We start from the raw sequence: 17,953 nt of genomic DNA, 5'->3' as shown, positions 1-17,953 counted from the left end.
GAGAAAACACAGGTAAAGCAATCTTAAAATTAAGATCCAATTGCTTATTCCGTGGACAACATTAAGCGAAGCCTTCCCCCGGCACCCCAAATTTGGCACTGCCAGGAAGAACAGCGATGGCTAATTTGATTTAGATACGCCGTTCCCAGTGTTCCAAGCGGCACCCCGTTACTCACCTGAATATGGTGTTCCCCGGTATTCAGTGACGCGTTGAGACCTGCAGAAACGAGGATAAGATTCTTTAAACCGCTATGGTAATAACCAACCAGCAGCGGGAACTGTCCGGGTAAATTGGCCTGACGAAAAAGCTGGTTTACCTGTTTGAGTAAACTGCCTAACTCTGGGAGCCGTTGTCCCTGATGTGATAACTGTTCCTGCAATAATCCATTAAAGAGTGCGCGAAGTAACAATGCAGCTAATACGCCATTATCCCCTGCACGGGTTACGTCCAGAGAATAAAATGCGAGGTCGGAATCAGACAGAGGTGCAATATCCAGCACCAGCCCAGGCTGATCGGCCGCCACCAGCTGGCGATAGTTTACGCGGCAGTGGGAAATAGTTTGCTGAACGGGAGGCTGAAGTTCTTGCAACAATTTCGCCGCCGCTGGCGGATTACTCACCAGCGCGTCCCAGTCCTGAAAAAGGCGTTCCTCTTCCTCAACGCGGGAATTAAACATATTTGGATAAAGGCACGCTAATACCGTCTCACGTAACCGGTTCAGATCTTTGACGGGTTTTAGCAGAATATCCTGAACGCCAAGACGTAATGCTTTGGCAATATCCGCCATATTTTCTGTCGCGGAGATCACCAGAATGGGCATCTGGTCACCCTCGTTGCGCAGATGTTCAACCAGTTTCAGCCCATTCATTCGCGGCATCGCGATGTCGCAAATCATCAGATCGGGCGTAATACCGGTCATTTTTTCCAGCGCGTCGACACCATCTTCAGCCAGTAAAGTGTTTGCTCCCAGCGAGGATAACCACGAATCCAGTAGCGATCGGAAAACGGGCTCGTCTTCAACAATCAAAATGTGTTTTCCGGCCAATGGCTGCGTCATGGTTCCTCCCCTGGCTGACAGTTACTAAATAGTGGCATGCTATCGGCACTATCGCCTGTCAGATTTTGCTGAAGTAGTCAAAAAAAGGTGCTTAACGTGCTGTTCGCACAAACGGCAGCAACTCGTCTATTTTCTTTTCGACGGCTAGCGAGCCCGCTGCGATGGCGGCCTCAGCCCGATGGAAATCAAGGGTAGAGATTTGCGGACAGTAAGGCTGAATAAGAATATCCGGAGGATCGCCAGCCATACGGTTACGTTTAAGGCGATTCTCAAGAACCTGAATTGAGGTGGTCATGATCTCCATGGCCGTCGGTGCGGCAACCGAGCGTCGTGCGGCCAGGCGACCAATTCTTCCGCGCAGGCGTTCATGCCAGGCAAGCTTTTCGACGTCGGCATCTTCGCTCTGCAGATTGATCGGCATAAGGTCTTGCTGCATCAGATGAGCGTCGTGCTGCAAATCAACGGCGATGACGATGTCCGCCCCCATGGCGCGCGTCAGAGAGATGGGAACCGGGTTCACGACACCACCATCGACAAGCCAGTAACCGTTATGGGGCACGGGCGCCATAAGCCCAGGAATACTGCATGAAGCACGCACCGCAAGGTGAATATCCCCTTCGGTCAGCCAGAGTTCACGGCCTGTGCTGAGATTGGTTGCGACGGCACCGAAAGGCATCCGGCAGTCAGTAAAGTCTTCGAGAGGCATCACCCGGCGGAACTGGTTAAAGACGCGTTCACCGCGCAACAGCCCACCGCGCTGCCAGGAGAGATCCATCAGACGCAGCACGTCCCAATAGCTGAAGGAGCGCACCCAGGTTTCGAGATCTGGAAGCTTGCCGCACGCGTAGGCGGAGCCGACAAGCGATCCGATTGAACATCCTGCTACGATATCGACGTCAACGCCCATCTTGTTTAAGGCATTAATCACGCCGATATGAGACCATCCCCGGGCTGCACCTGATCCCAGCGCCAGTCCAATTTTAACCTTTCTCATTAGCCCTGTTTTACTTCCCCTGGATTCCTGACATAGCGTCAACGCAACTGCTCAGTTAACATAGTGCTACCCGAGGCGTTTTACGCCCTTATTTTTTGTTCCAGGAAGAGAATCGTGTCTCAACTCTGCCCCTGTGGTAGCGCTCTGGAGTATAGCCTATGTTGCCAGCGATATCTTTCTGGCAATCAGGTTGCACCGGATCCGTCACACCTCATGCGTTCACGGTATACTGCTTTTGTGATCAAAGACGCAGACTACCTGATAAAAACCTGGCACCCGTCCTGCCACGCCGCCGATTTCCGACAGGAGATCGAAGCCGGGTTCGCCAACACCCACTGGCTTGGGCTTACCGTGTTTGAATCGTCACCCGGTAGCCACCACGACGAAGGCTTTGTCAGCTTTGTTGCCCGTTTTACCGAGAACGCCAGGCCTGGCGCCATTATCGAGCGTTCCCGGTTCTTAAAGGAAAGCGGGCAGTGGTATTATATTGACGGTACGCGCCCACAGTTTGGTCGTAACGATACCTGCCCTTGTGGTTCAGGAAAAAAATTCAAAAAGTGTTGCGGGCAGTAACGCCTGACAACCCAGACTTCGCAAATACAAACAGGATTTCCCGGCGATGCAATCATTACAACGTAAAGTTCTGCGCACTATCTGTCCCGATCAAAAAGGGCTGATCGCACGAATCACCAATATTTGCTACAAGCATGAACTGAATATCGTGCAGAACAACGAGTTCGTTGACCACCGTACCGGTCGCTTCTTCATGCGTACCGAACTGGAAGGCATTTTCAACGACACCACCCTGCTGGCCGATCTGGACAGCGCGCTGCCGGACGGTTCCGTGCGTGAGCTGAATCCTGCGGGCCGTCGTCGCATTGTGATTCTGGTGACGAAAGAAGCTCACTGCCTGGGCGATCTGTTGATGAAGGCCAACTACGGCGGCCTGGACGTAGAAATTGCCGCTGTTATCGGCAACCACGAAACCCTGCGCACGCTGGTTGAACGTTTTGATATTCCGTTTGAGCTGGTAAGCCATGAAGGCCATACCCGTGAAGAGCACGACAACCTGATGGCTGCTGCCATTGAAGCGCATAACCCGGACTACGTGGTGCTGGCGAAATATATGCGCGTGCTGACGCCTTCCTTCGTCGCCCGCTTCCCGAACAAGATTATCAACATTCACCACTCGTTCCTGCCGGCCTTTATTGGCGCGCGGCCTTATCACCAGGCGTACGAGCGCGGCGTGAAGATCATCGGCGCAACCGCGCACTACGTGAATGACAATCTGGACGAAGGTCCCATCATCATGCAGGACGTGATTCACGTGGATCACACCTACACCGCAGAAGATATGATGCGCGCCGGACGTGACGTTGAGAAGAACGTGTTGAGTCGTGCCCTGTATCAGGTGCTGGCGCAGCGTGTCTTTGTCTACGGTAACAGAACCATCATTCTTTAATCTTTCGGAAAATGAATTGATTAGCTTTGCGCCTTTACGGATAAAAAGCAGGCAAACAGCTTCTTTTCCCTAAAGGAATGCTTTACAGGGGCGTCTCATTTGATATGATGCGCCCCGCTTCCAGCAGGAAGCAGGCCAGTAAAAACGCATTACCCCGTGGTGGGGTTCCCGAGCGGCCAAAGGGAGCAGACTGTAAATCTGCCGTCATCGACTTCGAAGGTTCGAATCCTTCCCCCACCACCATCACTTCCAGCAAAATCCCAAGTCATATTAAAACCAAACACTCAACCGAATCCGCCTCTGTAGGCCTGGTAAGGCGCATCCGCCACCCGGCGACAGACGACTACATTGGCGGCAAACGACGCTTCACCGGCGAACTTTTCACAATCGACGTATTACATTGTGCATGCTCCGCCAGCCCGTCCAGCAGCGCATCCAGTTGTTCTATCGATCGCACCACCAGCCTAATCACAAAGCAGTCTTCCCCGGTCACCTTGTCGCTCTCAATACACTCCGGCATCGCCTGAATGTACTTATCCACCTTATGCAACAGCCCCGGCAAAGGCCGCACGCGTACCAGCGCCTGCAGCGTATACCCCAGCGCCGCGAGATTCACACGTGCGCCATACCCCTGAATCACACCGCGCTCCTCCAGCCGCTTCAGACGCTCTGCCGTGCTGGGTGAGGTCAGGCCAATGCGGCCGCTCAGCACCTTCAACGACATGCGCGCATCCTCAACCAGGCAGGCTAAAATTTGCCGATCGATATCATCAATAAGGTATTCCACTCATTTCACCTAATTTAAAAATGCAATTAACACCTTCAACCTTATCTCATCCCTGTAAAACCCAACAGCGATTTCCGACAATAGCGTTATTAATCAGGAGGTGAATAATGCGTGATTTACATAAAGGCGTCTGGCAGATGAGTCTGGCGATGTTAATTTCCGGCTCTATCGGCGCGTTTGTTTTGCTCAGCGGTCTGCCGGTGACGGAAGTGGTGTTCTGGCGCTGCCTTATTGGGGCAATAGCGCTTTTCATTTTTATCCGGGTAAGTCAAAAGCCCTTTAGCCCCCTCACCCGCACCACGCTGCTGCTGGCGATTCTCGGCGGTGTGGCATTAGTGGTGAACTGGCTACTGCTCTTCGCAGCCTATGAGCGGATCTCTATTGGTCTTTCGACCGTGGTCTATAACACTCAGCCGTTTATGCTGGTCCTGATGGGGATGTTTTTAGGCGAGCGCGTCAGCGTGGTGAAATGGGGCTGGCTGTTCCTCGCCTTCGGCGGCGTGGTGATACTGCTCTCCAGCGAGCTGACCGGCACCCACGACACTGAATGGCTGGCGGGTATTGGTCTGGCAATGGCCGCGGCCTTCTTCTACGCGCTGACGGCAATCATTGCGCGCAAACTGAAAACTATCGCACCGCAGCATATTGCCTTTATTCAGGTGCTGACGGGCGTCGTGATGCTTCTGCCGTTTGCCAGCCGGCCGTCATTTTCCGGTGATTTTCCCTGGCCGATCCTGCTGACGCTCGGCATCGTCCATACCGGCATTATGTACCAGCTGCTCTACAGCGCGATTCAGAAGCTACCTACCCCCATTACCGGCTCCCTGTCGTTTATCTATCCGGTAGTGGCGATCGTTGTCGATAACCTGGTGTTCGGACACTCGCTGAACCTGACGCAGCTGGCGGGCGGCGCGTTGATCCTGTTTGCTGCAGCGGGCAACAACCTGGGCTGGGGCGAAAAAAACCCCGCGAATGCGGGGTTGGTATCAAGACGCTGAATTAGCGACGGGCACGCACAATCTGGTATTTGCGCGTCAGGTACTCCACCGGCGCGCTCCAGATGTGCACCAGACGGGAGAACGGGAACAGCACAAACAGCGTCATCCCCAGCACAAGGTGAACGCGGAAGATAAACGCCACGCCGTCCAGGTGCTCAGACGCTCCGCCGTGGAAGGTCACGACGGACTGCGCCCACCCCACCAGCTTCATCATTTCACTGCCGTCCATATGCTGCGCAGAGAATGGAATAGTCAGCAGACCCAGCGCGCACTGTACCATCAGCAGGGAGAGGATCAGGATATCCGCTGCAGTGGTGGTTGCACGCACGCGCGGGCTGAACAGACGACGTTTCAGCAGCAGCAGGCCACCCACCAGGGTCATCACACCGCAGGCACCACCGGCGATCATCGCCATCTTCTGCTTCACTTCAATCGGCAGCCACGCTTCGTACATCCAGTGCGGCGTCAGCATCCCAAGGAAGTGACCGGCGAAAATCCCCAAAATACCGATGTGGAACAGGTTAGACGCGACGTGCATCCCTTTGCGATCCAGCATCTGGCTGGAGGCAGCACGCCAGGTGTACTGGCCGTAGTCATAGCGCAGCCAGCTTCCTACCAGGAATACGGTGCCCGCGATATACGGGTAAATGTCAAAGAAGAACATATTCAGGAAGTGCATTAGTGCCGTCCTCCGTTAGAGATATTCAAATATTGCGGGGCAACCGCGCCGGCAAAACGACGCTGGTGAGCGGAGATTTCAGACTCGCCGCAGTTCTGGTCAGCAAAGAATTTCACCTGTTCTTCTTCCCAGACGGCATCCAGCGCTTGCGGGGTATCGTCGCGGGCTTCATCCGCGATTTTCTCCGCCACTTTTTCACTGTCTACAGAGGCGTTCGCCAGCTTCACCAGCAGATCGAACAGTACGGCATAGCGGCTCTCGCGCTGCTGTAGACGCGCGCCGAGCAGCGCAAGAATCGGGGCGATATCCTGCAGACCGCCCAGCGCCTCTTCTTTCGGCAGCTGCGCCAGATACTCCAGGTACAGCGGCAGATGATCCGGCAGCTCGCGGCTGTCGAGCTGCAGGCCGTGCTGCTCGTACTGGGCCATCAGGTCCACCATCGCCTGACCGCGGTCGCGGGATTCCCCGTGAACGTGTTCAAACAGCAGCAGCGACGTCGCGCGCCCGCGGTCAAACAGCTGGCTGTAGTCCGCCTGCGCGTCGAGCAGATCGCGTGCCAGCAGATCGCGGAGGAAAACGCCAAGCCGCTGGGCATCCTCTTTATCCAGGTTTTCAGATGACGCGAGTGCATCAAAGAGTTCCTGTTGATGCTGCGCAAGCGCAGCATCCGGGTACTCAAGCAGACGCGAAACAATGACGAGTTCAATCATTGGTGCGGCTCCGTTTTACTGGTCACATCCATGGCGTCGATGCGGCGGCTGTTGAACAGGTTGAATTTACTGTCTGACCCGTGGCAACCGTCGCCAAAGGTGAAGCCACACGCGCTTTTCTCCGGGAAGGCCTCGCGCGCCAGCTCGCGGTGGCTGCTCGGCACCACGAAACGATCTTCGTAGTTAGCAATCGCCAGATAGCGGTACATCTCCTGCGCCTGCGCTTCGGTCAGGCCGACCTCTTCCAGCGCGCGGGTATCGTTCACGCCGTCAACGGTTTCCGCACGTTTGAAGTGACGCATTGCCAGCATACGCTTCAGCGCCAGCAGCACCGGCTGGGTATCTCCGGCGGTCAGCAGGTTGGCCAGGTACTGAACCGGGATACGCAGGCTTTCCACGTCCGGCAGAATACCGTTGCTGCCCAGCTCGCCCGCGTCCGCCGCAGACTGAATCGGAGACAGCGGCGGCACGTACCAGACCATCGGCAGGGTGCGGTATTCCGGGTGCAGCGGCAGAGCCAGCTTCCAGTCCATCGCCATTTTGTACACCGGCGACTGCTGTGCGGCGTCAATCACGCTCTGTGGAATACCGTCCTTCAGGGCCTGCTCAATCACCTTCGGATCGTTCGGATCGAGGAAGACGTCCAGTTGACGCTGATAGAGATCTTTCTCATTCTCGGTGCTTGCGGCATTCTCAATCGCGTCCGCGTCGTACAGCAGCACGCCGAGGTAACGAATACGACCTACGCAGCTCTCGGAGCAGACGGTCGGCATACCGGCTTCGATACGCGGATAGCAGAAGATGCACTTCTCAGACTTACCGCTCTTCCAGTTGAAGTAGATTTTTTTGTACGGGCAGCCGGTGATGCACATGCGCCAGCCGCGGCACTTGTCCTGGTCGATCAGTACGATGCCGTCTTCTTCACGCTTGTAGATGGCACCGCTCGGGCAGGTCGCGACGCACGCCGGGTTCAGGCAGTGTTCGCACAGGCGCGGCAGATACATCATGAAGGTGTTTTCGAACTGGCCGTACATCGCCTTCTGCATGTTCTCGAAGTTCTGGTCTTTGGCGCGCTTTTCGAACTCGCCGCCCAGAATTTCTTCCCAGTTTGGACCGCTGGTAATTTTGTCCATGCGCTGACCAGTGATCAGCGAGCGAGGGCGGGCGATCGGCTGGTGTTTGCTTTCCGGCGCGTTGTGCAGGTTCTGGTAGTCGTAATCAAACGGCTCGTAATAATCCTCAATGCCCGGCAGATGCGGGTTAGCGAAGATTTTCCCCAGCAGCATCGCACGGTTACCCATGCGCGGCTGCAGCTTGCCGTTGATTTTGCGGATCCAGCCGCCCTTCCACTTCTCCTGGTTTTCCCAGTCGGTCGGGAAGCCGGTGCCCGGCTTGCTTTCCACGTTGTTGAACCAGGCGTACTCCATACCTTCGCGGCTGGTCCAGACGTTTTTACAGGTCACTGAACAGGTGTGGCAGCCGATGCACTTATCCAGATTCAGCACCATGCCGACTTGTGAACGAATTTTCATTTTACGCTCTCCTGTACCTGGTCATTACCTTCGGCGTCTAACCAGTTAATATTCTTCATCTTACGTACCACCACGAACTCATCGCGGTTCGATCCTACGGTGCCGTAGTAGTTAAAGCCGTAGGCCAGCTGCGCATAGCCACCGATCATGTGGGTCGGCTTCGGCGTAATACGGGTCACGGAGTTGTGAATACCGCCGCGCTGCTCGGTGATCTCTGAACCCGGCAGGTTCACGATACGTTCCTGCGCGTGGTACATCATGGTCATCCCGGCCGGTACGCGCTGGCTCACCACCGCACGCGCCGTCAGGGCGCCGTTGCTGTTGAACACTTCGATCCAGTCGTTATCTTCGATACCCAAGTCTTTGGCGTCCGCTTCGCTCATCCAGACAATCGGCCCCCCGCGCGACAGGGTCAGCATCAGCAGGTTGTCGCTGTAGGTGGAGTGGATACCCCACTTCTGGTGCGGCGTCAGGAAGTTCAGCGCCTTCTCAGGGTTACCGTTCGATTTCGCGCCCATCACCGCTTTCACGGAGCGGGTGTCGATTGGCGGACGGTACACCAGCAGGCTTTCACCGAAGTCGCGCATCCACTGGTGGTCTTGATACAGAGACTGACGGCCGGAAAGCGTGCGCCATGGGATCAGCTCGTGAACGTTGGTATAACCAGCGTTATAGGACACATGCTCATCTTCCAGACCAGACCAGGTCGGGCTGGAGATAATCTTGCGCGGCTGGGCCTGGATATCGCGGAAGCGGATTTTCTCTTCCTCTTTATTCTTCGCCAGATGCGTGTGGTCGCGACCGGTAAATTCACTCAGGGCCGCCCACGCTTTCACCGCCACGTGGCCGTTGGTTTCCGGTGCCAGGGTCAGGATCATCTCCGCCGCATCAATTGCCGTGTTGAGCATTGGCTGGCCTTTGGCCGGGCCGTCTGCTTTGGTGTAATTGAGCTTGCGCAGCAGGTCCATTTCGCTCTGGGTGTTCCAGGCGATGCCTTTGCCGCCGTTACCGATTTTCTCCATCAGCGGGCCGATGGAGGTAAAGCGCTCGTAGGTTGCCGGGTAATCACGTTCAACCGGAATGATGTGAGGCGCGGTCACGCCCGGGATCAGGTCGCATTCGCCTTTTTTCCAGTCCTTCACGTCAAGCGGCTGCGCCAGTTCGGCAGCGGAGTCGTGCTGGATTGGCAGCGTCACCACGTCGGTCTCTTTGCCCAGGTGACCTACGCAGACTTCGGAGAATTTCTTCGCGATGTCTTTGTAGATATCCCAGTCGCTTTTCGATTCCCACGCCGGGTCAACGGCGGCAGACAGCGGATGAATAAACGGATGCATGTCCGAGGTATTCATGTCGTCTTTTTCGTACCAGGTGGCGGTTGGCAGCACGATATCGGAGTACAGGCAGGTGCTGGACAGACGGAAGTCCAGCGTCACCACCAGATCCAGCTTGCCGTCCAGACCGTTGTCTTTCCACTCCACTTCTTCTGGCTTCACGCCGCCCTGCTTGCCGAGGTCTTTACCCTGAATACCGTTCTCGGTGCCCAGCAGGTATTTCAGCATGTACTCGTGGCCTTTACCGGACGAGCCCAGCAGGTTGGAGCGCCAGATGAACAGGTTGCGCGGATGGTTTTTGCCGTTCTCAGGCTGTTCTGCCGCGAAGCGGATGGAGCCTTCCTTGAGCGATTTCACGGTGTAATCCACCGGCGACATGCCCGCTTGCTTCGCCTCTTGTGCAATGCGCAGCGGGTTAGTGCCCAGCTGCGGCGCAGACGGCAGCCAGCCCATGCGTTCAGCGCGCACGTTGAAATCAATCAGGTGGCCGCTGTAGCGGGATTTATCCGCCATCGGCGACAGCAGTTCCTGCGCAGTAACCGTCTCGTAGCGCCACTGGCTGGAGTGGTTATAGAAGTAGGAGGTGCTGTTCATGTGACGTGCCGGACGCTGCCAGTCAAGGGCAAACGCCAGCGGCTGCCAGCCGGTCTGCGGACGCAGTTTTTCCTGGCCCACGTAGTGCGCCCAGCCGCCGCCGCTCTGACCGACGCAGCCGCAGAAGATCAGCATGTTGATCAGACCGCGATAGTTCATATCGAGGTGATACCAGTGGTTCAGACCGGCACCCACGATGATCATCGAGCGACCGTGGGTCTTGTCGGCGTTTTCCGCAAACTCGCGGGCGATACGAACGATCTGCGCGCGCGGTACGCCGGTGATCTGCTCCGCCCAGGCCGGGGTGTAGGCCTTAACGTCGTCATAGCTGGTTGCGCAGTTTTCGTCGTTCAGACCGCGCTCCAGGCCGTAGTTCGCCATGGTCAGGTCATAGACGGTGGTGACCAGCGCGGTAGAACCGTCGGCCAGCTGCAGGCGTTTAACCGGCAGCTTGTGCATCAGCACGTTTTTTAGTTCGACCTTGTTGAAGTGCTCGGAACCTTCACCACCAAAGTATGGGAAGCCAACCTCGGCGATCTCGTCCTGGCTGCCCAACATGCTGAGGCGCAGCTCCGTCTCTTCACCGGTGGTGCCGTTACGCTGCTCAAGGTTCCACTTGCCCTTCTCGCCCCAGCGGAAGCCGATAGAGCCGTTTGGCGCCACCAGCTCGCCGTTGCTGTTATAGGCAACGGTTTTCCACTCAGGGTTGTTTTCCTGGCCCAGCGCATCCACCAGATCGGCGGCGCGCAGCGTGCGGCCCGCGGCATAGTAGCCCTCACGCTCTTCCAGCATCACCAGCATCGGCATGTCGGTGTAGCGGCGAACGTAGTCGGTAAAGTACTGGCTTGGTTTGTCGAGGTGGAATTCGCGCAGCATGACGTGGCCCATCGCCATCGCCATCGCGGCATCGGTACCCTGTTTCGGTGCCAGCCACAGGTCGCACAGCTTGGCGATTTCCGCGTAGTCCGGGGTGACCGCAACGGTTTTGGTCCCTTTGTAGCGGACTTCGGTAAAGAAGTGCGCGTCCGGGGTACGGGTCTGCGGAACATTAGAGCCCCAGGCGATAATGTAGCTGGAGTTGTACCAGTCGGCGGATTCCGGTACGTCGGTCTGCTCACCCCAGGTCTGCGGTGACGCTGGCGGCAGGTCACAGTACCAGTCGTAGAAGCTCAGGCAGGTCCCGCCGATAAGCGACAGGTAGCGCGCGCCGGAAGCGTAAGAGACCATCGACATCGCCGGGATTGGCGAGAAGCCCGCCACGCGGTCAGGACCGTAGGTTTTTACGGTATAGACGTTGGAGGCGGCAATCAGCTCGTTCACCTCTTTCCAGGAAGAACGAACGAAACCACCGCGACCGCGCGCCTGCTTGAAGCTTTTCGCTTTGTCGGCATCTTCAATGATAGAGGCCCACGCATCAACCGGGTCGCTGTGCTGCACTTTCGCTTCACGCCACATTTTCATCAGGCGTTTGCGCATCAGCGGGTATTTCAGACGGTTGGCGCTATAGAGATACCAGGAGTAGCTGGCCCCGCGCGGGCAGCCGCGCGGTTCATGGTTCGGCATATCCGGACGGGTGCGCGGATAGTCGGTCTGCTGCATTTCCCAGGTCACCAGACCGTTTTTAACGAAAATCTTCCAGCTACATGAGCCAGTGCAGTTTACGCCGTGGGTAGAACGGACGACTTTGTCATGCTGCCAGCGCTGGCGGTAACCGTCTTCCCAGTCCCGGTTGGTATCCAGAACCTGGCCGTGCCCATCGGCAAAAGTTTCACCCTTCTGTTTGAAGTAGCGAAACCGGTCCAAAAATTTGCTCATCGGGTATCTCCTGTATGGAGCCTGTGGCTCTCTAAATCGACATTGCTGATTTGCAGCGAAGGTAACGCCCTGAAAGAGGGGGAGAATTGATAACGATCAAGACGAAGAGGGACTGTAAAAGGAGGGGTTAGACCAAATACCACCAAAGCGGTATATTTTTAAAACAAATAAATAAATGATTTATAAAGATATTTATTATTCATCGTACAATAACCCCGGCAAAATTTAACATCTCAGGTATTAAGGGGTAGACATCCCTGCAAAGCGATGGCGATCACAGTGTTACCCGCAGATGACTGCTGCAAAAGCTTTCAGTATGTTGTAACTATTATTCAGTCGAAAAAAAACGCGGCACGAAGGCCGCGTTAACGGATAATCACACTTACTTATTTTTCTTGGTATTACGGCCATATACCAGCCACGTAATCACGACGCAGGCGATATAGAAGACGAGGAAGACTTTCATGGCGCCAGCCGGAGAGCCGGTCAGGTCAAGCGAGATGCCGAACGCTTTCGGAATAAAGAAGCCGCCAATTGCGCCAATAGCCGAGATAAAGCCCAGGGCCGCAGCCGTATCCGTCGCCGCTTCACGCATGGCCTGCTCTTCGCTTCCGCCCTGCGCTTTCACGCGATCCATCGTCAGCTTGCGGAAGATCACGGAGATCATCTGGAAGGTAGACGCACTCCCCAACCCGGCCGTCAGGAACAGCACCATAAACACGCCGAAGAAGGCAAAGAAGTTACCGCCCTGCCCGTCAGAAGGCAGCGTCAGGAACAGCAGCGCGCAGAAGACTGCCATCACAATAAAGTTCACCAGCGTAACGCGAGTCCCGCCCAGACGGTCGGAGATCATGCCCCCCAGCGAACGCGCCAGTGCGCCAATGAACGGACCGAAGAAGGCGAATTGCAGGATCTGCACGTCCGGGAACTGGGTTTTCGACAGCATGGCAAAGCCCGCTGAGAAGCCGATAAACGAACCGAAGGTAGCCAGATACAGCAGCGCCATCACCCACAGGTGTCCACGCTTCAGCACCGGAAGCTGCTCGCTCAGGGATGCTTTCGACGCGCTCAGATCGTTCATAAAGAACCACGCAGCGAGGGTGAACACCACCAGGAACGGAACCCAAATCCAGGCCGCGTTCTGCAGGTAGAGGGAAGAACCATCCGCCTGCTCAACGCCGCCGCCACCGAAGGCGGCAAAAATAGAAACAGAGATCGCCAGCGGCGCAATCAACTGCATCACGCTTACGCCCATGTTGCCCAGACCGCCGTTAATACCCAGCGCGCCGCCCTGCTTCGCTTTCGGGAAGAAGAAGCTGATGTTCGCCATGCTGGAGGCGAAGTTAGCGCCGGCGAAACCGCACAGCAGGGAGATAATCACGAACACGCTGAACGGCGTGGAGGTATCCTGCACCGCGAAACCTAGCCACACGCAAGGGACGATCATGATGCCCGTACTGAACGCCGTCCAGCGACGTCCACCGAATACCGGGACCATAAACGCGTAAGGGACACGCAGCAGCGCGCCAGACAGCGACGGCAATGCGGTAAGCATAAACAGCTGATCGGTCGTGAACGTAAACCCTACTTTCGGCAGGTTTACCGCGACCGCGCTAAACAACATCCATACGCAAAACGCTAAAAGCAGACACGGAACGGAAATCCACAGATTCCGGCTTGCTACACGATGGCCGCGCTGTTGCCAGAACGCCGGATCCTCTGGACGCCAGTCTGTAATAACGGCACCATTTTCCCTTTCGGGAGCGGATGAGTGACTCATAGACACCTCTGATTCTCGAATGATGCTGCAAACATTAGGGTTTTAGGGCGGCGGTAAGTTGATATAAATCAAAGGAAAAGTGCGGGGATTTGCGGCGCAAAAAAAGGGGTTATCCTTAGTGAGTAGGATAATTCGGTAAAAAAGACGTGGTTTTTCACTGCACTGAAGGTTCCTTGCTACCACCGCTTCTTCACCTATACTCCGTTGGCAATTTAGGGGTAATCCTTTATTGGTATGGGTATACTCCAGGGTATGCACCAGAATAGCGCCATTCCTGCAAGCAGGCCACGTCAGGAGCCCGGCAACTCTATGTTAAAAAGATGTTTATCACCGCTGACTCTCGTCAATCAGCTAGCCCTGATTGTTTTGCTGTCTACCGCCCTTGGCGTGGCCGGCATGGCGATTTCCGGCTGGCTGGTACAAGGGGTACAGGGTAATGCACATGCCATCAACGAGGCAGGTTCTCTACGCATGCAGAGTTATCGTCTGCTGGCGTCGGTCCCCCTGACGCAGGACGATCGGCCCTTAATTGATGAAATGGAGCGCACGGCCTTCAGCCCCGAACTGGAAAACGCCGCCATTCGCGCCGGCCAGCAGTCCCAGCTGAAAGCCCTGCAGGGCTACTGGCACACCCAGCTGGAACCCGGTCTGAAACAGGCGCGCAGCACCGAAACCGTTGCGCAGGACGTAGCGGGTTTCGTCTCCCGCATTGACGCGCTGGTCTCCTCTTTCGACCAAACCACCGAATTACGCATCGACCGGGTGGTAATGGTACACCGTGCCATGGCGCTGTTTATGGGCCTGCTGCTGATCTTCACCATTATCTGGCTCCGGGCGCGGCTGCTGAATCCCTGGAAACAGCTGCTGGCGATGGCGCGCGCCGTAACGAACAGAGATTTTACCCAGCGCACGCACATCAGCGGCCGCAACGAGATGGCCATGCTCGGCCAGGCGCTGAACACCATGTCGGCGGAGCTCTCCGAAAGCTACGCGGTGCTGGAGCAGCGCGTGCAGGAAAAAACCGCCGGGCTGGAGCAGAAAAATGAGATCCTCTCCTTCCTGTGGCAAGCCAACCGTCGGCTGCACATGCAAGTGCCGCTATGTGAACGCCTTTCGCCGGTGCTGAACGGCCTGCAAAATCTGACCCTGCTGCATGACCTGGAGCTGCGGGTTTACGATGTGGAAGATGAAGATAATCATCAGGAGTTTACCTGTCAGTCCGACATGTCCTGCGATGATAAAGGCTGCCACCTGTGCCCGCGCGGCCTGCCGCTGCAGGCTTCTGGCGGCACTACCCTGAAGTGGCGGCTGACGGACAGCCACACCCAGTACGGTATTCTGCTGGCCACCCTGCCAGCCGGACGTCATCTGAGCCACGACCAGCAGCAGCTGGTGGACACCCTGGTTGAACAGCTAACGGCCACACTGGCGCTCGACAGGCACCAGGAAAAACAGCAGCAGCTGATCGTCATGGAAGAGCGCGCGACCATCGCCCGCGAGCTCCACGACTCTATCGCCCAGTCGCTCTCCTGTATGAAAATGCAGGTGAGCTGCCTGCAGATGCAGGACGCGGAAATGCCGGAAAGCAACAAACAGCTGCTGAGCCAGATCCGCAACGAGCTGAACACCTCCTGGATACAGCTGCGCGAGCTGCTGACCACCTTCCGCCTGCAGCTGACCGAGCCGGGGCTGCGCCCGGCGCTGGAATCCAGCTGCCAGGAATTTAGTGCCCGGCTTGGCTTCCCGGTGAAGCTGGATTACCAGCTGCCGCCGCGGTTTGTCCCTTCCCATCAGGCGATTCATCTGCTGCAGATCGCCCGCGAAGCGCTGAGCAACGTGCTCAAACACGCTGAAGCGACGGCGGTTACGGTTACCGTCAGCCAGCACGCTAATCAGGTCAGGCTGACGGTTCACGACAACGGTCGCGGCGTGCCGGAAAATGCCGAACGCACTAACCACTATGGTTTAATCATTATGCGAGACCGCGCCCAAAGCCTGCGCGGTGATTGCCAGGTTCGACGGAGAGAGACGGGTGGCACGGAAGTTGTGGTCACCTTTATTCCCGAAAAACCGCTTACAACTGCTCAAGGAGAAACCCATGACTAATCAGGAACCGGCATCCATCCTGTTGATCGACGACCATCCGATGCTGCGTACTGGCGTAAAACAGCTGGTCAGCATGGCACCCGACATTACCGTGGTGGGCGAAGCCAGCAACGGTGAACAGGGTATTGAGCTGGCCGAATCCCTCGATCCGGATCTGATCCTGCTCGATCTCAACATGCCCGGCATGAACGGTCTGGAAACCCTCGACAAGTTGCGCGAGAAATCCCTTTCCGGTCGCGTGGTGGTCTTTAGCGTCTCCAACCACGAAGAGGATGTGGTCACGGCGCTGAAGCGCGGCGCGGATGGCTATCTGCTGAAGGATATGGAGCCAGAAGACCTGCTGAAGGCGCTGCAGCAGGCCGCCGCAGGCGAGATGGTGCTGAGCGAGGCCCTGACGCCGGTGCTGGCCGCCAGCCTGCGGGCGAACCGCGCCACCTCTGACCGCGACGTCAGCCAGTTAACCCCGCGCGAACGCGATATTCTGAAGCTGATTGCCCAGGGCCTGCCGAACAAAATGATCGCCCGCCGCCTGGATATCACCGAAAGCACGGTTAAAGTGCACGTGAAGCATATGCTCAAGAAAATGAAGCTAAAATCCCGCGTTGAAGCCGCGGTGTGGGTCCATCAGGAACGTATTTTTTAAGCATTACTCATCCGGCAGCAGCTTCCAGCGCGGGTCGTCGTCAGGTAATGCGACCAGCGGCTGCACCACAGCGAGCGTGATCTCATTGGATGAGACGCGCTGGCCCTTCGCATCTTCCACCACCGCCGAGAGATGCCAGCGGTTTGTCGCCCCTTCAGCGTCATTCCAGGCAGGCATGATCACGCTCCAGCCGTCGGTGCTGTCACTTTTACCCGGGGACGTCAGGCTCAATGCCTGGGTATCACCCTGCCAGTGGATCTGACGAATTCCGTGAGTGCTGCGAACCTGCAGCTTCAGCATGACGGTTTCGCCCCCTTTGAGATCCCACGGCGGGGTTGCCAGCCAGACGGAGAGCGTTTTACGCTGGCGGAACTCCATCACCGGCAGGCTGTTACGCTCCGGCGAGTCATAGCGGCTTCCGCGCAGGGATCGCGTGGCCGCGACCTCTCCGGCGGAGAGCTGCTTAACCAGCGGCACGCCGAAGCGATAGTTGAGCTTCAGCCCGAGGTTATTCTGGCTCTCTCCGCTTTCGCCCTGCTTATGCCCGGCGGTCAACGTCACCAGCGGCACGGGGGTATAGTTAAGCCCGAGATTGACCGCCACCGGGTTGTGATACCCGGTTCCGCTGTTGAAGAGGTCAACGTTGTCGCCAAAATATTGCTCAAAGCTGACGCTGGTGTTCAGGTGATGAAACCACGGCAGCCAGGCTTTGGCGGTCACGTCATATCCCCGCGCCATGCGCTGCTCCTGGACGTCAGAGCTGTCGCGCCAGCCGGCAAAAGGCTGATAATAGTTAGCCGACAGGCGCAGATTTTCTCCCCACACCTCCGCACCCAGCCCGGCACGCTGCAGGTTCTCATCCAGCAGATTGTCGTAAAAGGTGTTGTAGCCCAGCAGCCATTTTCCGGCCACCCAGCGCTGGCCGATTCCGGCGTTACTGACCAGGCCATCCGTCTGCTGCGTCAGGCCGAGCTGGCTCCAGCTCAGGTAACGGTTGTTATCGTTCCAGGGGATAAACCAGCTCCCACTGCTGCCGTTGAATTTCCCGTCGTTATCCACCAGCAAATTGACGCTGGCATTCCCCCAGGGTGACAGCCAGGATTCAATCTGCTGGTTCACCTCGCCGCTCACCGCGTCGCGCACCTGACCAAAGGCAAACTGCCGCGCCTGCTCGCCCGTAGTCAGGCCGTTGTCGGTCATACTGGCTTCACCAAAGGCTTTCGCCATTTCGGCGAGATGCTTTTCCCCTTCCCCGGTGGGGGCTGCCATACCGAGATCGGGGAGATTATCCCCGTTATTATCAAAGGGATTTTGTGCCTGCTGGATAAAGGAATTCGGCGCACCGTGAACGGCTCCGGCAGTAACAAGGGAGAGTAAAACCAGCGTTCGGAAAGGGGGAGAAACAGTCATCAATGTCGTAAGAATTACCCGGTGCTTACGTAAGAACACCAGGTACCTTAACGT

At 56.7% G+C, this 17,953-nt stretch carries 13 protein-coding genes, 1 tRNA gene and 1 pseudogene; 6 read left to right on the top strand and 9 right to left on the bottom strand.

From position 1 onward, the window contains the following. Window positions 1-44: 44 nt before the first annotated feature. Together rssB and rssA are read right to left on the bottom strand one after the other, a co-directional pair. A complete protein-coding gene (gene rssB / locus A6013_RS07920; RefSeq protein ID WP_028013436.1) occupies window positions 45-1,058 on the bottom strand; it encodes a two-component system response regulator RssB in 1,014 nt (337 codons plus the stop codon). Window positions 1,059-1,149: 91 nt separating this feature from the next. Next, window positions 1,150-2,052 (bottom strand): patatin-like phospholipase RssA, encoded by a 903-nt coding sequence (rssA, locus tag A6013_RS07915; RefSeq protein ID WP_069732832.1) that lies wholly within the window; start codon window positions 2,050-2,052, stop codon window positions 1,150-1,152. Between the two features lie 114 nt (window positions 2,053-2,166). Between rssA and A6013_RS07910 the strand changes: the two genes are divergently transcribed. From A6013_RS07910 to A6013_RS07900, 3 genes are all read left to right on the top strand, one after another. After that, complete coding sequence (locus tag A6013_RS07910; RefSeq protein ID WP_041909602.1) at window positions 2,167-2,625, top strand: YchJ family protein; 459 nt, start codon at window positions 2,167-2,169, stop codon at window positions 2,623-2,625. Window positions 2,626-2,671: 46 nt separating this feature from the next. Continuing rightward, complete coding sequence (gene purU / locus A6013_RS07905; RefSeq protein ID WP_028013439.1) at window positions 2,672-3,514, top strand: formyltetrahydrofolate deformylase; 843 nt, start codon at window positions 2,672-2,674, stop codon at window positions 3,512-3,514. A 158-nt stretch (window positions 3,515-3,672) separates the two neighbouring features. Further along, window positions 3,673-3,757, top strand: a tRNA-Tyr gene (locus A6013_RS07900). A 100-nt stretch (window positions 3,758-3,857) separates the two neighbouring features. Here the strand turns inward: A6013_RS07900 and A6013_RS07895 are convergent. Next, window positions 3,858-4,301 (bottom strand): Lrp/AsnC family transcriptional regulator, encoded by a 444-nt coding sequence (locus A6013_RS07895; protein WP_041909598.1) that lies wholly within the window; start codon window positions 4,299-4,301, stop codon window positions 3,858-3,860. 107 nt (window positions 4,302-4,408) lie between these two features. On the opposite strand from A6013_RS07895, the pseudogene A6013_RS07890 reads away from it, so the two are divergent. After that, window positions 4,409-5,304 (top strand): annotated as a pseudogene (locus A6013_RS07890) (DMT family transporter). Here the strand turns inward: A6013_RS07890 and narI are convergent. The 5 genes from narI to A6013_RS07865 form a co-directional block, all read right to left on the bottom strand. Continuing rightward, window positions 5,301-5,978, bottom strand: a complete 678-nt coding sequence (gene narI, locus A6013_RS07885) for a respiratory nitrate reductase subunit gamma (RefSeq protein ID WP_021240339.1) — start codon at window positions 5,976-5,978, stop codon at window positions 5,301-5,303. The pseudogene A6013_RS07890 and the gene narI sit on opposite strands and share 4 nt — an antisense overlap. Next, complete coding sequence (gene narJ, locus A6013_RS07880) at window positions 5,978-6,688, bottom strand: nitrate reductase molybdenum cofactor assembly chaperone (RefSeq protein WP_028013443.1); 711 nt, start codon at window positions 6,686-6,688, stop codon at window positions 5,978-5,980. Before narJ ends, narI begins: the two co-directional genes overlap by 1 nt. Beyond that, window positions 6,685-8,220 (bottom strand): nitrate reductase subunit beta, encoded by a 1,536-nt coding sequence (gene narH / locus A6013_RS07875; protein ID WP_069732830.1) that lies wholly within the window; start codon window positions 8,218-8,220, stop codon window positions 6,685-6,687. Before narH ends, narJ begins: the two co-directional genes overlap by 4 nt. Beyond that, window positions 8,217-11,960 (bottom strand): nitrate reductase subunit alpha, encoded by a 3,744-nt coding sequence (locus A6013_RS07870; RefSeq protein ID WP_069732829.1) that lies wholly within the window; start codon window positions 11,958-11,960, stop codon window positions 8,217-8,219. The genes narH and A6013_RS07870 overlap by 4 nt, the downstream gene beginning before the upstream one ends. A 382-nt stretch (window positions 11,961-12,342) precedes the next feature. Then, the gene (locus A6013_RS07865; protein ID WP_047364940.1) at window positions 12,343-13,740 is read right to left on the bottom strand and encodes a NarK family nitrate/nitrite MFS transporter; all 1,398 of its coding nucleotides are present in this window, start codon (window positions 13,738-13,740) and stop codon (window positions 12,343-12,345) included. A gap of 309 nt (window positions 13,741-14,049) precedes the next feature. Here A6013_RS07865 and narX point away from each other — a divergent pair, with 309 nt between their 5' ends. Both narX and narL read left to right on the top strand, forming a co-directional pair. Next, window positions 14,050-15,846: a nitrate/nitrite two-component system sensor histidine kinase NarX gene (narX, locus tag A6013_RS07860; RefSeq protein ID WP_069732828.1), complete on the top strand. Its 1,797-nt coding sequence runs from the start codon at window positions 14,050-14,052 to the stop codon at window positions 15,844-15,846. Continuing rightward, a complete protein-coding gene (gene narL / locus A6013_RS07855; protein WP_003856701.1) occupies window positions 15,839-16,489 on the top strand; it encodes a two-component system response regulator NarL in 651 nt (216 codons plus the stop codon). Before narX ends, narL begins: the two co-directional genes overlap by 8 nt. A 3-nt stretch (window positions 16,490-16,492) precedes the next feature. On the opposite strand, the gene A6013_RS07850 is transcribed toward narL, so the two are convergent. Further along, on the bottom strand, window positions 16,493-17,899 hold the full coding sequence (locus tag A6013_RS07850; RefSeq protein ID WP_059354254.1) for a YchO/YchP family invasin: 1,407 nt from the start codon (window positions 17,897-17,899) through the stop codon (window positions 16,493-16,495). Between the last annotated feature and the right edge of the window lie 54 nt (window positions 17,900-17,953).

This window comes from Enterobacter sp. IF2SW-B1 (genome assembly GCF_001743375.1).
Taxonomy (GTDB): Bacteria; Pseudomonadota; Gammaproteobacteria; order Enterobacterales; family Enterobacteriaceae; genus Enterobacter; species Enterobacter bugandensis.
Note: the sequence above shows the minus strand (reverse complement) of the source record. Positions and strands in the feature narration are given on the sequence as shown.

Coding starts and splice junctions, on each gene's coding strand:
- rssB (WP_028013436.1), bottom strand. CDS start 1,058: ATGACGCAGCCATTGGCCGGAAAACACATTTTGATTGTTGAAGACGAG.
- rssA (WP_069732832.1), bottom strand. CDS start 2,052: ATGAGAAAGGTTAAAATTGGACTGGCGCTGGGATCAGGTGCAGCCCGG.
- purU (WP_028013439.1), top strand. CDS start 2,672: ATGCAATCATTACAACGTAAAGTTCTGCGCACTATCTGTCCCGATCAA.
- narI (WP_021240339.1), bottom strand. CDS start 5,978: ATGCACTTCCTGAATATGTTCTTCTTTGACATTTACCCGTATATCGCG.
- narJ (WP_028013443.1), bottom strand. CDS start 6,688: ATGATTGAACTCGTCATTGTTTCGCGTCTGCTTGAGTACCCGGATGCT.
- narH (WP_069732830.1), bottom strand. CDS start 8,220: ATGAAAATTCGTTCACAAGTCGGCATGGTGCTGAATCTGGATAAGTGC.
- A6013_RS07870 (WP_069732829.1), bottom strand. CDS start 11,960: ATGAGCAAATTTTTGGACCGGTTTCGCTACTTCAAACAGAAGGGTGAA.
- A6013_RS07865 (WP_047364940.1), bottom strand. CDS start 13,740: ATGAGTCACTCATCCGCTCCCGAAAGGGAAAATGGTGCCGTTATTACA.
- narX (WP_069732828.1), top strand. CDS start 14,050: ATGTTAAAAAGATGTTTATCACCGCTGACTCTCGTCAATCAGCTAGCC.
- narL (WP_003856701.1), top strand. CDS start 15,839: ATGACTAATCAGGAACCGGCATCCATCCTGTTGATCGACGACCATCCG.
- A6013_RS07850 (WP_059354254.1), bottom strand. CDS start 17,899: ATGACTGTTTCTCCCCCTTTCCGAACGCTGGTTTTACTCTCCCTTGTT.